Raw genomic sequence first — 13194 nt, 5'->3', positions numbered from 1 at the left:
ATTAACCTATTTTTTGAATTGGATATCTTGCACGATACGTTTTGCGGTCGAAATTGGTAATTGACCAACAAAAGTCACTTCTTTGTCATTAATTGTTTCACTATATATTGTATAAGTGCCTTGTTTCCAAGTATTATCTAAATTAATTCCTGCAACAGGATCAGCAACATATATAGTAAAAGAAAACAACCCATCACTGTATAACTGACTTTCAATATGGTTATCCTCCTCTAGTCCGATACTTTCATTAATTTTAACAAAACCTTGTGGCAACCAGCTCACTTGCCAGTGAAAGAGCGGTGTATTTTCTTCTTTTTTATCAATAAGTAGAGGGGGAAAAACAACATTATCTAAATATTGGGCTAGTCCTTGTAAGCCATCACCAATATATAGATTGACAACACGGAATTGGTCAAGCAAATTACCATCGCGATCAAGTATATCACTTTGTAATAAAAGATAATTTTCTTCATCAATAAAAGCAATATATTGATAACGGAAATCATCTTTTGGCAAAATACGAATGGTTTGTACAATACGATCTGCCACACGATTTCGCCCAATATTGATGAAATCATAATATTTTTCTAAGTGATTAAAATCGGCACGCATGATGGCTGGTAGGCTGTCAATAATGTGTGTGCTATGAATGGTGAAAGGCTGGAAATTAGGTTGGAAATAACTGACTAAGTTATCGCGTTGGACGATTTCTTGCTGTACTCCATCAAGAGATACCAGTTGGGCATAAGATTTACCTTCTAAATGAAGGTGGCGATAACGTAATGAATCCATATTGGCTGGTGTTGTTTTCACAAATGCAATTTCATAACTTAATTTCTCACGAGCCTCAGGCATTTTTAATAAGATTTGTTTAGCTGAAAGTTGAGTTTCAGCTAAAGCAGCAAGTGGTACAAGCAAAGCGAAGAAAAGTGCGGTTAATTTTTGAAAAGTTTTTAACATAGTCATTACCATAAAACAAAATCACCACCAATGAAGGTGGTGAAGATTAATTTGTTAAATCATTACTTTTGATTAGCTTGTTGATTCAGGATAAGTGAATCAGCATATAAACGGCGTTGAATTTCATAGTTCTGTAACATTGCACCAATTCGTTTGTTTTTTTGTTCTAATTGTTCTGGAGTTACGGCATCTTTCGGTGCATTATAGCTGACTTCTTGTACAACATTGTTAAATGGCAATGTTTGTAGAATTGGCGAATCAATATTATTTTGTGCTTCATTTTTTGCAGTCAGGAAAGATTGAGTACCAAATACAGCGACTAAACAAACACTTGCTGCTACTGCAACTTGTGCTAATGGCGCAAATAACCCTTTGAGCTTCTCCATAAGTGGCAGTTTAGCGACTTCTTGTGGTAGAGGTTGAGAAATGATTGGCTGAGCCACAAGCATTTCTTCTTGTTCAATGAGCATTTCCATTTTTGCTGTAAAATCCGCACCTAATAGTACTTCAGTTTCTTGGCGCATGACAGAACGGATAGCATGAAAACTTGCCCAAGATTTCTGTAATTTAGGATCTTGACAGAGTTTCTCTGTTAGTTCTGTGCTTACTTGTTCACCATCAATATAGGCTGAAAGTAACTCTTTTTGCATGTTGATACTCCAACTTTCGTTTGGTTTTTGTATTTGTTGTGTTTTTAACGCTCTAACAGAGGTTGTACTTTACTTTCAATAATTTCACGTGCACGGAAAATTCGAGAACGTACAGTACCAACTGGGCAGTCCATAATTTCAGCAATTTCTTCATAACTTAAACCTTCGATTTCTCGTAAAGTGATTGCTGTTCTTAAGTCCTCTTGTAAGCCATTGATCGTGTCAAACACAATTTTTTTCAATTCGTTAGATAACATTTCATGTTCGGGGGTATCTACATCCCGTAAATTACTACCCACATCGTAACTTTCCGCCTCTTCTGCTAAAATATCTTCGTTTGGAGGGCGGCGTCCTTGTGCAGTTAAGTAATTTTTTGCCGTATTAACGGCGATTCGGTATAGCCAAGTATAGAAAGCACTGTCACCACGAAAAGAATCAATTGAACGATATGCTTTAATAAATGATTCTTGTACAACATCGGGGATATCATTTGGTGACACATAACGAGTCAGCAAACCAGACACTTTATTTTGATAACGTGAAACCAATAAATTAAAGGCTTTCTTATCTCCTTGCTGTACTCTTTCTACCAAAGCCTGATCTGTTAGCTGTTCAGCCATATAACCTCTTATATCACCTCTAACAAGCCTTAATATTCAAAGACAGCAAGCTCTTGCAATCAGTTAGACGGTGTTAAAATTAAAAAGTTCAATCTTTTTTGTAAAGACCCAATATTGTGATTAATCAGCTAATTTCAAGGTATGTTGAATATAATCAACCATATCTTGTAATTCGGGATCACTTGCTTTTCCACGATTAAAAAACCAAGAAAACAGCTGTAAGTCAGAGCAGGCAAGTAATCGAATGAACTGGTCTTTTTGAGTATCAGATAATTGCTCAAAATGCTGCTGATAGAATGGCATAATCACTTTATCAAGCTCTAACATGCCGCGACGACAATCCCATTCAATTCGCAATTTGTTGTATTGTGCCATTTTATATCCTTTTGAAATTGAAACAGATTAAATATAGCAAGGATCTATTACAAAATAAACAATGTTAATTTAGCTTATTAATAGATTAAAACGTCATGATTTTGCGATTTTGATAATTTTTTGTTATATTAAATAACGTATGCTAAGCATTTAGCCATATATTCTACCTGTTTTATACTCAATTTAATTGAGAGTTCTCCTCGCTTTCCCGTTAGAAAACGGGCTATTCTGGATCACAATAGGTTATATCAAAATCATTACTAAGGAGGCGTTTTGACGTTTTTAAAGCAATTACGTGCTAATAGCACGTTAAAAGCACCCATTTTCTTACCAAGTCTTATTTTTATCGCTTTTGTCACAATTTATTGTTCTTTTTTTCCTAGGCATGCTCAAAAGATACTGACTATTGCTAAACAACAAATTTTTACTCATTTTAGTTGGTTATATGTATTAGCGGCGTCTATTTTTATCGTATTTTTAATTTTACTGTGTTCAAGTCGGTTAGGTGATATTCGCTTAGGAACAGATAATGAAGCACCAGAGTATCCATTCCTTTCGTGGATAGCAATGTTATTCGCGGCAGGAATGGGTATTGGTCTCATGTATTTTGGGGTCGCTGAGCCTATGCTACATTATGTTAATCCGTTACATCAACAGTTTACGGCAACAGAGCAAGTGAAAGAGGCGATGTTGATGACTTTTTATCACTGGGGTATTCATGCATGGGCGATTTATGCCGTGATTGGACTCGCACTCGCTTATTTCGGTTTTCGTTATAAGTTACCTTTGACGATTCGTTCAGGATTTTATCCATTATTAAAACACAAAATCTCAGGTTTCTGGGGACATGTAATAGATGTTTGTGCATTGTGTAGCACGATTTTTGGTATTACAACGACATTGGGCTATGGGGCAATGCAATTAGATGCAGGTTTAAATAGCTTAGGTTGGATTGAATCGCGGAGCTTCTCTACATTATCAATATTAATCATTGTTGTGATGTTTTTGGCTACTATTTCAGCAATTACAGGTGTGGCAAAAGGTGTTCGCCGACTAAGTGAAGTGAATTTATTCTTGGCATTATCTTTGATGCTATTTGTCATTATTGTTGGACCAACCTTGCTGTTATTCACAAGTTTTACGGAAAACTTAGGTTATTATCTAAGTAACTTAGTTGCTCTGAGTTTTCGGACTTTTGCATATGAACCAGAAAATCAAAGTTGGTTTAGTAACTGGACTGTGCTGTATTGGGCTTGGTGGGTGTCTTGGGCTCCATTTGTAGGGTTATTCATCGCTAAGATTTCAAAAGGGCGTACTATCCGTGAATTTATTTTAGGTGTGTTGTTTATCCCATCACTATTTAATGCATTATGGATGACGACTTTTGGTAATACTGCGATTTGGCTAGATGTTGAAACTGCGGGTAATTTAAGCGCACTTTCAAACAATACTGAGGCATTGTTATTTGGCTTTTTTGAACAATTGCCTTTTAGTAATATTGCATCTTTCATTGCTATAACGATTATCGCCTTATTTTTTATTACTTCTGCTGATTCAGGTATTTATGTGATTAATAGTATTGCCTCACAGGGTGAGGAAAAAAGTGTGAAATGGCAAAGTATATTTTGGGCGTTATTATTGACAGTATTAGCGTTAGCGTTATTACGCTCTGATGGTTTATCTGCCTTACAAACGATGACATTAGTGATAGCGCTGCCATTTACAATAATTATGTTGCTACTTTGCTTTGGTTTGTGGAAAGGATTAATGGTGGATAATCAATATTTTAGCAAGGCATTTTCACAAGGAAGCGACAACTGGACAGGGAAACATTGGCAAGATCGTTTGGAAAAGATCCTTTTACAATCTAAGCGCGCTGATGTGAAACACTTTATTAAAGATATTGCACAGCCGGCATTTAATGAGCTAGTAGCAGAATTCGAAAAACATGGATTAACTGCACAAACAGAAATTATTATGGATAAAAATCCCAAAATTGAATTTGTAGTAATGAAAGAAAATGTACGTAATTTCTTGTATGGTATTGATTGTAAGCCACGTGAGCTGTCGAATTTAGTTGTAGAAGATGATGGATTACCAAATATTGATTCACAACGTTCTTATGAGCCGATTACTTACTTTATTGATGGGCGAGAGGGTTATGATGTGCAATATATGACAAAAAATGAATTAATTGTGGATGTATTGAAGCAATATGAACGCTATATGAATTTAGTGATGGATAATACTAATGCATTAATGACTTACGATGTTGCTTAATTATTATTTTTAGTGATTAAATTTACTAAAAAAAGACCGCACTTGATGTTCTGTGCGGTCGTTATTATAGCCAGTTTAGGTTACGACATAAAATAGATAAGTAGCGCTATAATGAGTCCAATCAGAATGAATGGCAATAGGTAGGCCCCTTTACATTTAAATTGACAGCATTCACTTGTGGTTGAAGCTTGTGGTGTACAGGTTTTAGTAGTGTGTATACCTGTATAAGGCACAGCTTTCGCAAAAGCATTTTCAAATTCTTGTGCGGTGTTTTTTAGTGCTGCACTAGTTGAAGTGCGATATAATGGTTTGCCTTTAAATTTAGTCAAATCAACATCAATATCTGCAGCAACAAAAACTAAATCTGCAGCCTCAACTTCCTCTGAACTAATCAAATTATCAGAGCCCATTTGTCCGTGCGTTTCTACTTTTACACACCAACCTTGCGTTTTAGCATAATTCATAATGGCTTCAGCTGACATAAATGTTTGTGTAACGCCTGTTGGGCACGCTGTTATAGCAACAATTTTCTTATTGCCTTCACAAGTCGCGAAATCATTGGCAAAATTACGTGCTGGGGGAGTGATAATGTCTTCTTCAGGTTGTTCAATTGTATAAATAACGGCTTGTTCAAATGCTTTTGCAAACTCTTGAGCTGTCTCTTTCAAGGCAGCACGTGTTGATGTACGATAAATCGGCTTACCAACAAATTTGGTTAGATCAACATCAATATCGGCAGCAACAAAGACTAAATCTGCATCGGCGATTTCTTCTGCACTAATCAGATTATTGGAACCCATCTGTCCATGTGTTTCCACTTTTACACACCAACCTTGTACTTTCGCATAATTCATAATGGCTTCGGCTGACATAAAAGTTTGTGTGACACCTGTTGGGCAAGCTGTAACCGCAACGATTTTTTTACTGCCTTCGCAGTGCTCAAAATCATTCGCATAATTGCGTGGTGCTGGTGTAATAGTAGGTATATCTTCATTTTGCTCAACTTGATAAATGGCTGCTTGTTTAAGTGCTTGATTAAACTCGGCTTCAACATTGTTGAGTACAGCGCGTGTTGAGGTTCGATATAATAATTTGCCTGAAAACTTTGATAAATTGATATCAATATCCGTCGCAATGAAGACAAGATCAGCCGCTGCGATTTCCTCATTAGTGAGAATTTCTTTTGTACCAACTTGCCCTTGTGTTTCTACTTTGACTTGCCAGCCTTGTGCTTTGGCGTAGTTCATAATCGCCTCTGCTGACATAAAAGTTTGTGTAACACCTGTTGGGCAAGCGGTGACTGCAACGATGCGGTTAATTTGAGGTGCTGAAATATCTGTAAAATCAACCGCACTTTCTGTAGTTGAATAAAGAGTGGCATTTGTAACTGCTTGTTGAATGGTTGTTTCTGGCGCATTAAATGCTTGTTCAGCATCAACAATAAAGATCTTCTTACCCACAAATTCTGGGCGATCTAGTGAGCGATTGCTAAATACAATGATGATATCTGCATCTGCCAGCTCAGTGATTTGATGACTTTGTTGATTGGCTGCTGTCGTTAAGACTTGATGTAATAAAAACAGTTTTGAATTACCAATATCATCTTTTTGCGTGAGGAAAATATTCATGTCATTATCCTTAAATGAATGTGATTTTTACTTTTTCTAAAATAGGTTTTAATAATGTCATATCAGTAACGCCAACATGCTTTTGTGATATTCTTAAGGCAGCAATTGCACTTGCAAAAGTCAGTGTTTCTGAGATTGACTGTTGATTAACAATACCGTAAATAAGACCTGCAACCATCGAATCTCCAGCCCCTACAGTACTGATTAGATTATCACAAATAGGGGGTTGAGCATGAATAATATTGTCTTGAGTTAGCCAAATTGCTCCTTTTTCACCTAATGAAACAACAACATTTTCGATGCCAGTTGATTGTAATTGTCGCCCAGCATGAATGACATCAGCTTGGGTAGGTAAAGAATGTCCTATCCAAGTTTCAAGTTCACGATAATTGGGTTTTACTAGCCAAGGTTTGGACTGAATCCCCATTGTTAGTGCTTGATTACTTGTGTCTAGTATGAGTTTAATATGGTGCTGATTAAGTTGTGTCAGCCACTTGGCAAATGCATGAGGGCTGATACCATCAGGCAGACTGCCACAAACTGCAATTAAGTCAAACTCTGGCGCGATTTGTAATGAAAACTCAACAAAATGTTGCCAATCTTCGGTTGTAATTACGTAACCTTGAAAATTAAGATCCGTAACCTCTGCTTCTGTTTCTGTGATTTTGACATTAACTCTTGTTAGCCCTGGGACTCGTTGGAAATAATCTGTTAATGCTAAATTAGCAAACATATGCTGATATTCACTTTGGTTTTGTTTGCCTAAAAAGCCAGTGACTGCACTATGAATACCTAAATCATGTAGGACTTTTGCAACGTTAACCCCTTTTCCTGCAGGGTATAGACCTAAACTCTCGACTTTATTGACTTCACCTAAAGCCAATCGAGTTAAACGACCAATCAAATCGTAGGCGGTATTGAGTGTAACAGTTAGCACTTTCATTATGATTCTCCTAAACCTGACTCAATGAGTTTACGTATTTCTTCGAGTGCTTGTTTTGCTTCTTGGCCTGTAGCAATAAAACGTAAACGATGTCCTTTTTGTGCACCTAGTGAGATGACTTTTATTAAACTTTTAGCGCTAATCAGTTGGCTGTCGTTATCAAGATTTTGTACAGCAATAGACACGTTATATTTTTTTATGTGGTTGACTAATATTGCAGCAGGGCGGTAATGAAGCCCATGTGTGTTTTGAATTGTTACAATCGTTTCGATTGTAGGGATTTGCCCTATTAAAGTGGGGGAATTTTTGACCGCACTTTCAGTATTCGGTTGAGTATATAATGCAATCAGAATGTCTTCAGTTGAACCTGTTAATAAAATGTCTTGTACTTTTTCATCTAATAAGCAAGTGAGGGTGTGATGAATGTGATCATCAATTGTAGCAATTGTGAGTACAGCTTGAACTAATTTACTATTGTGAGTAAATGCTTGCTTAGCGCGGCTTAAAGCAATGGCATTGCGTTGATTACCAACAACAGCATCTGTCAGCCAAATTCCTTTACCTAAAGGAAGGGCAGGACTGGTAAGAAGTTCCATAATAAAGTCATTGTTTACAGCTTGTTGTTGCTGTAACTTTTCTGCATTTAACGCAGTTAGTGTTAATAAACTTTTTGTCTCGACACCTAAACTAATGGATTCAGCATTGATGATAGAATAGTGCGTATCATCCATGATAAGGGCTCGAAATTGTTTGACATTTTGTGTGGTCGCCAATTGTTTTACTGCTTTTTCATTATCTAAAAGACGTGTTATTTGGCGTAGTAACGTTAAATGTGAATCAGAGTCTGCTGCAAGGCCTATTACAATGTAAGCAATATGACCATCACCCCAATTTATACCTTGTGGGAATTGAAAGATCTGTACACCAGTTTTATTAACCATGTGTCTCGTGTTGAGTGAACCATGTGGAATCGCAATACCATTACTCAAATAAGTGGTCATCTGGAACTCTCGTTCAAGCATACCTTGTAAATACCCTGATTCTACATAGCCAGCTTTCACTAGGGCATCCGCAACAAGTTCAATAGCTTGTTGTTTATCGGTAGCTTGAGCCGATAAATGAATATCATTGTCTGATAATTGAAACACAGGTACTCCTCTGATTTTGCTTTATTGATTTTGTCATGTCACCCTTAGGATAATAATAGAAAAACTGCCGACTTTTACATCAACAGTTTTCCCTATTTAATGACCACAAATTTTTAATAACTGCTCTGACCCTTTCACAATATAAGGATCATCTTCAGATCGTACTTTATCTTTTTGTAAATCTCTCATTGCGTCATAAATACCTTGTGTAATACTCGCAGAGTCAATTTGCTCCCAACAACCTTGTTTTAAACTCTTGAAATTTGTTTGTAAGGCAGAGGCAAAAATGACACCACTATAATAGGCATGAATACTGGAGTCATGCCCTCCTTGATAGAGGTCTGCTTTGATTTTTTCGATAGACAAGAGAATGCGATTTAAGTACCAATCATTAGCACCACTACTAAAAGAATTGACATCATAATCCTGATTGACTCGACCTTTATAAGTTTCAATAGTTGCTTCATAAGCAGTGGCGTAAGATTTCTGGTCAATTTGATCCTGATCTAAATTAATCACTGCTTTTTTATCACCGATAAAAGGGATATACGAAGAAACTGAACAGGCAGAAATCATCGTGATTAAAAAAAGAGTAGAGATTTTCTTTAACATAAACATATCCTAGTTAGCCAAATGGAATCATGTGTTTGATTATACTGCGAAAGCCCTTATGCGCAAGTGGATTAATTTGATTTCAAATCAGCCAATGTATTCATGTTTAAGAATGCATTTTTATATTCAGAAAAATCCACAGCAACAGCATGGTGTTGTTGCATGAATTTTAGCATTTTGCGTTCACCGCTGGCTAAGTAATCAGCAAGCGCATGTTTTAATTGAGTGGAAATTAAACAAAAAGTGGGGTGTTCTCGTTCACTGTCTTGAGCATAGGCAATCAAGACATCAGAAAAACACACCGCACTTTTTAGTTTGTCTAATAGATTATTAGGAAAAAAAGGGCAGTCGCAAGGTACAAATAACACAAAATCTGTTTTTGCACGTTGAAGTGAAGTTAAGATACCACTTAATGGTCCTTGAAAGCCTTCCAAATGATCAGGAAAAACTGATAATCCACTTTGGGCATAACTATCTTGGTTACGGTTAGCATTGATACTAATTTCTTTTATTTGTGGTTGTAAGCGTTGATAAACATGTTGAAATAATGGCTGTTGCTGAAAGAGCTGTAATCCTTTATCAACACCGCGCATACGGCGAGCTTGCCCACCTGCTAAAATTACTGCACTAATTGTGATTGTCATATTTTCTTATTGGTTTAATTAAAGTATGATGCGAACAAATTTTTCTCAATCATAAGGAAAACTTTATGAAATGTCATCGATTAAACGAAGTATTGGAACTTTTACAGCCTTATTGGTCTAAAGAACCTGACCTGCATTTAATGCAAATTTTGCAGAAAATTGCAGATGAAACAGGTTTTGATAAACCTGTTTCTGAATTAACTGATGAAGTGATTATTTACCATTTAAAAATGCATGGCACGGATAAATATGAGCCGATTCCAGGGATTAAAAAAGATTATGAAGAAGATTTTAAAACCGCATTGCTAAAAGCACGCGGAATTATTGAGTAATTAAGGATTGCAAATGAAAAAATTGTTTTTAGTTTTAGCTTCATTTTTATGTGTGTTTGCTGCTCAGGCACAGAACTTAACAGAAGGTAAACAATATGTAACATTAAATACCTCACCTTCAGCACAACCTGAAGTTATCGAGTTTTTTTCTTTTTACTGTCCACATTGTTATTCATTTGAATATGAATATCAAATTCCTAAAAAAGTCAAAGCGGATTTACCACAAGGGGTAGAGTTTAAACAATATCATGTGAATTTTTTAGGACCACAAGGTGAAAATTTAACACGTGCATGGTCGTTTGCTATGGCAACAGGCGTGGAAGATAAAGTGAAAGAGGCGCTTTTCCAAGCTGCACAAAAAAATGTATTACGTTCTATGGAAGATATTCGTAATATTTTCTTAAAGAAAGGTATTTCAGCTGAGCAATTTGATGGTGGCATTAACAGCTTTGCTGTTACAGCATTAGTAAATAAACAAGTGAATGCTGCAGAACAATTTAAGGTGCGTGGTGTGCCAGATTTCTATGTGAATGGACGTTATCGTATTAATCCCGAAGGGTTGAGCACGACGAGTAACGATGCTTTTATTAAAGATTATGTAGAAACTGTAAAAGGCTTATTGCAAAAATAATAAAAAATTGGTTTAATGCCTCGTTTTTAACAAAAGAGATTATTTTAAGAGGGATATTATGGCAGAAAGTTTTAGTGTGACGCGTCGTTTTTTCGATGATAAAAATTACCCAAGAGGTTTTTCACGTCATGGCGATTATACTATTAAAGAATCACAAGCACTTGAGCAATATGGTCAAGCTTTTAAAGCATTGGATTCAGGCGAGCGCGAACCAATCACTAAAGAAGAAAAAGACTTTGTTGCTTTTTGCCGTGGCGAGCGTCAACCTGAAACTTTTTTAGAGAAAACTTGGCATAAATATCGTTCTCGTATTTCAACTACAAAACGTGTTTATACGTTATCTGGCGTAGTTGGGACAGATAATTTAGACGATTTCTCAGCAGAATAATCGTAAATCCCATCAGATAAAAGGCTTGGCAGACGAAAAGAAAACCGAGCCTTTTACTTTTATCTTCAGTTATATGATAGACTTTATCTCATGCAAGACTTGCTCCCAATTGAACAATACGACTACTTATTGGTTGAAAAAAAACAAAAGCTGACCGCTCTTTTATCTCCCTTTGGTGCGCCTGAATTAACGGTATTTGCTTCACCAGCAAAATATTATCGTATGCGTGCAGAGTTCCGTATTTGGCATGATAAGGGCGATTTTTATCATGTCATGTTTGATCAAAAAACACGTCAGCGATATCGTGTTGATAGTTTTCCGATTGCGAGCCAATTAATTAATCAGATGATGAGTACGTTGTTGCCATTATTGAAAAAAGAGAATGTGTTACATCATCGCTTATTTCAGATTGATTATTTGAGTACATTAAGTAATAAGCTCATTGTGAGTTTACTTTATCATAAGGAGCTTGATGAACAATGGGAACAGGCAGCACAGCAATTAAAAAAACAGCTACAAGCTCTAGGATTTGATGTACAAATAATTGGTCGTGCAAGTAAACAAAAAATTTGTCTCGAGCAAGAGTTTGTTGATGAGATTTTAACTGTACATGGTCAACCTTATCTCTATCGTCAAGTAGAAAATAGCTTTACTCAACCTAATGCAATAGTGAGTCAAAAAATGTTGGAGTGGGCGGTTGATTGTACTCGAAACAGCCAAGGTGATTTATTAGAGCTTTATTGTGGAAATGGTAATTTTTCTATCGCTTTAGCGAAAAATTTCCGTAAAGTACTTGCAACTGAAATTGCAAAACCTTCTGTTTCCGCTGCACAGTTCAATATTGTTGCAAATAATATTGATAATTTACAAATTATTCGGATGTCGGCAGAAGAGTTTACTCAAGCGATGAATGGAGTACGCACATTTAATCGTTTGAAAGGAATTGATTTAATGAGTTATCAATGTGACACGATTTTTGTCGATCCGCCACGGGCAGGGTTAGATCAGGCAACTGTCAAATTAGTACAGAATTATCAGCGTATTTTGTATATTTCATGTAATCCTCAGACCTTATGTCATAACTTACAAACACTTTGTCAAACGCATCGTATCGAAAAGGCGGCCTTGTTTGATCAATTTCCATATACTGACCATATGGAAACAGGTGTGTGGTTAATTCGGAAGTAAATGATGAAAATCCAGTTGATTTGTGAGAGTGGAAATACTGAAAATTTTATTGCACTTTGCCAAGCACAAGGTATAGAACAAGATTATTCAAGTTATTTGGCTTTAGTTCAAATTGATGATGAACAAGGACAAACTCGCTTAGAGCTACGTAAGTTAGATGAGCCTAAACTGGGGGCGGTATATGTGGACTTTTTGAGTGGTGTGATGGCTCATCGTCGTAAGTTTGGCGGTGGGCGAGGTGAGGCGATCGCGAAAGCAATCGGCATTAAAAAAGACTATTTGCCTACTGTCATTGATGCGACAGCTGGTTTAGGACGAGATGCCTTTGTATTGGCTTCTTTAGGCTGTAAAGTACGTCTTGTTGAACGTCACCCTGTTGTACGTTTGTTGCTGCAAGATGGTTTACAGCGCGCTTATGCTGATAAAGAAATTGGTGAGATGATGCAACAGAATATGCAATTATTAACGGTTCAACATATTGCACAATTACAGCCAGAAATTGATTTTGCTGATGCAGTTTATCTTGATCCAATGTATCCTCATAAACAAAAAAGTGCATTAGTTAAAAAAGAAATGCGCGTTTTTCAGCATTTAGTTGGCGCGGACACTGATGCAGATAATTTACTTGAGCCTGCATTAAAATTAGCAAAAAAGCGTGTCGTTGTTAAGCGACCAGATTATGCCAATTTTCTGGCACAGCACTCGCCAGATTTTAGTCGTGAAACGAAAAATCATCGTTTTGATATTTATGTAAAACATCATGAATAAGCTAGCATTGCTCTTATTTCCTTATTT

Annotated in this window: 14 protein-coding genes and 2 pseudogenes; 6 read left to right on the top strand and 10 right to left on the bottom strand. The window is 36.4% G+C overall.

The genetic code is table 11. The features are described 5' to 3' along the window. Positions 1-6: 6 nt before the first annotated feature. The 4 genes from rseB to DYE19_RS07995 all read right to left on the bottom strand — a co-directional run bounded on the left by rseB (position 7) and on the right by DYE19_RS07995 (position 2605). On the bottom strand, positions 7-960 hold the full coding sequence (gene rseB, locus DYE19_RS08010; RefSeq protein WP_204371650.1) for a sigma-E factor regulatory protein RseB: 954 nt from the start codon (positions 958-960) through the stop codon (positions 7-9). 62 nt (positions 961-1022) lie between these two features. Next, complete coding sequence (locus DYE19_RS08005; RefSeq protein WP_115323215.1) at positions 1023-1610, bottom strand: sigma-E factor negative regulatory protein; 588 nt, start codon at positions 1608-1610, stop codon at positions 1023-1025. Positions 1611-1654: 44 nt separating this feature from the next. Next, the gene (gene rpoE, locus DYE19_RS08000; protein WP_049215601.1) at positions 1655-2230 is read right to left on the bottom strand and encodes an RNA polymerase sigma factor RpoE; all 576 of its coding nucleotides are present in this window, start codon (positions 2228-2230) and stop codon (positions 1655-1657) included. Between the two features lie 120 nt (positions 2231-2350). Beyond that, positions 2351-2605: an FAD assembly factor SdhE gene (locus tag DYE19_RS07995; RefSeq protein WP_049215603.1), complete on the bottom strand. Its 255-nt coding sequence runs from the start codon at positions 2603-2605 to the stop codon at positions 2351-2353. A gap of 273 nt (positions 2606-2878) precedes the next feature. On the opposite strand from DYE19_RS07995, the gene DYE19_RS07990 reads away from it, so the two are divergent. After that, a complete protein-coding gene (locus DYE19_RS07990; RefSeq protein ID WP_115323214.1) occupies positions 2879-4885 on the top strand; it encodes a BCCT family transporter in 2007 nt (668 codons plus the stop codon). Positions 4886-5103: 218 nt separating this feature from the next. Here DYE19_RS07990 and DYE19_RS11470 read toward each other — a convergent pair. The 6 genes and pseudogenes from DYE19_RS11470 to mobA form a co-directional block, all read right to left on the bottom strand. Beyond that, positions 5104-6195, bottom strand: a pseudogene (locus DYE19_RS11470) (PTS fructose-like transporter subunit IIB); the annotation flags it as partial. A 69-nt stretch (positions 6196-6264) separates the two neighbouring features. Beyond that, positions 6265-6513 (bottom strand): annotated as a pseudogene (locus DYE19_RS11635) (PTS fructose-like transporter subunit IIB); the annotation flags it as partial. 10 nt (positions 6514-6523) lie between these two features. Next, positions 6524-7459 (bottom strand): 1-phosphofructokinase, encoded by a 936-nt coding sequence (fruK, locus tag DYE19_RS07980; protein ID WP_115323212.1) that lies wholly within the window; start codon positions 7457-7459, stop codon positions 6524-6526. Next, positions 7456-8604, bottom strand: coding sequence for a fused PTS fructose transporter subunit IIA/HPr protein (gene fruB, locus DYE19_RS07975; protein WP_115323211.1), 1149 nt, complete (start codon positions 8602-8604; stop codon positions 7456-7458). Before fruB ends, fruK begins: the two co-directional genes overlap by 4 nt. 96 nt (positions 8605-8700) lie before the next feature. After that, the gene (locus DYE19_RS07970; protein WP_115323210.1) at positions 8701-9216 is read right to left on the bottom strand and encodes an HI_0449 family lipoprotein; all 516 of its coding nucleotides are present in this window, start codon (positions 9214-9216) and stop codon (positions 8701-8703) included. Positions 9217-9287: 71 nt separating this feature from the next. Beyond that, entirely contained in the window at positions 9288-9860 is a 573-nt protein-coding gene (gene mobA, locus DYE19_RS07965) for a molybdenum cofactor guanylyltransferase MobA (protein WP_115323209.1), read from the bottom strand. A 65-nt stretch (positions 9861-9925) separates the two neighbouring features. Between mobA and DYE19_RS07960 the strand changes: the two genes are divergently transcribed. The 5 genes from DYE19_RS07960 (at position 9926) to DYE19_RS07940 (ending at position 13167) form a co-directional block, all read left to right on the top strand. Beyond that, positions 9926-10192: a YihD family protein gene (locus DYE19_RS07960; protein WP_115323208.1), complete on the top strand. Its 267-nt coding sequence runs from the start codon at positions 9926-9928 to the stop codon at positions 10190-10192. Positions 10193-10205: 13 nt separating this feature from the next. Beyond that, the gene (gene dsbA, locus DYE19_RS07955) at positions 10206-10823 is read left to right on the top strand and encodes a thiol:disulfide interchange protein DsbA (RefSeq protein ID WP_115323207.1); all 618 of its coding nucleotides are present in this window, start codon (positions 10206-10208) and stop codon (positions 10821-10823) included. Positions 10824-10881: 58 nt separating this feature from the next. Next, positions 10882-11211 carry a MaoP family protein gene (locus DYE19_RS07950; RefSeq protein WP_049215617.1) on the top strand — a complete coding sequence of 110 codons (330 nt, stop codon included), beginning with the start codon at positions 10882-10884 and terminating at the stop codon, positions 11209-11211. A 90-nt stretch (positions 11212-11301) separates the two neighbouring features. Then, positions 11302-12399, top strand: a complete 1098-nt coding sequence (gene trmA / locus DYE19_RS07945; RefSeq protein ID WP_115323206.1) for a tRNA (uridine(54)-C5)-methyltransferase TrmA — start codon at positions 11302-11304, stop codon at positions 12397-12399. Between the two features lie 3 nt (positions 12400-12402). After that, entirely contained in the window at positions 12403-13167 is a 765-nt protein-coding gene (locus tag DYE19_RS07940; RefSeq protein ID WP_115323599.1) for a class I SAM-dependent methyltransferase, read from the top strand. Positions 13168-13194: the final 27 nt, after the last annotated feature.

The sequence above is a fragment of the Pasteurella canis genome (genome assembly GCF_900454865.1).
Taxonomy (GTDB): Bacteria; Pseudomonadota; Gammaproteobacteria; order Enterobacterales; family Pasteurellaceae; genus Pasteurella; species Pasteurella canis.
This window is presented reverse-complemented; position numbering and strand designations above follow the sequence as displayed.

What these genes read in the sequence shown, in the direction of transcription:
- rseB (WP_204371650.1), bottom strand. Translation starts at nt 960, where the DNA reads ATGTTAAAAACTTTTCAAAAATTAACCGCACTTTTCTTCGCTTTGCTT.
- DYE19_RS08005 (WP_115323215.1), bottom strand. Translation starts at nt 1,610, where the DNA reads ATGCAAAAAGAGTTACTTTCAGCCTATATTGATGGTGAACAAGTAAGC.
- rpoE (WP_049215601.1), bottom strand. Translation starts at nt 2,230, where the DNA reads ATGGCTGAACAGCTAACAGATCAGGCTTTGGTAGAAAGAGTACAGCAA.
- DYE19_RS07995 (WP_049215603.1), bottom strand. Translation starts at nt 2,605, where the DNA reads ATGGCACAATACAACAAATTGCGAATTGAATGGGATTGTCGTCGCGGC.
- DYE19_RS07970 (WP_115323210.1), bottom strand. Translation starts at nt 9,216, where the DNA reads ATGTTAAAGAAAATCTCTACTCTTTTTTTAATCACGATGATTTCTGCC.
- mobA (WP_115323209.1), bottom strand. Translation starts at nt 9,860, where the DNA reads ATGACAATCACAATTAGTGCAGTAATTTTAGCAGGTGGGCAAGCTCGC.
- DYE19_RS07960 (WP_115323208.1), top strand. Translation starts at nt 9,926, where the DNA reads ATGAAATGTCATCGATTAAACGAAGTATTGGAACTTTTACAGCCTTAT.
- dsbA (WP_115323207.1), top strand. Translation starts at nt 10,206, where the DNA reads ATGAAAAAATTGTTTTTAGTTTTAGCTTCATTTTTATGTGTGTTTGCT.
- DYE19_RS07950 (WP_049215617.1), top strand. Translation starts at nt 10,882, where the DNA reads ATGGCAGAAAGTTTTAGTGTGACGCGTCGTTTTTTCGATGATAAAAAT.
- trmA (WP_115323206.1), top strand. Translation starts at nt 11,302, where the DNA reads ATGCAAGACTTGCTCCCAATTGAACAATACGACTACTTATTGGTTGAA.
- DYE19_RS07940 (WP_115323599.1), top strand. Translation starts at nt 12,403, where the DNA reads ATGAAAATCCAGTTGATTTGTGAGAGTGGAAATACTGAAAATTTTATT.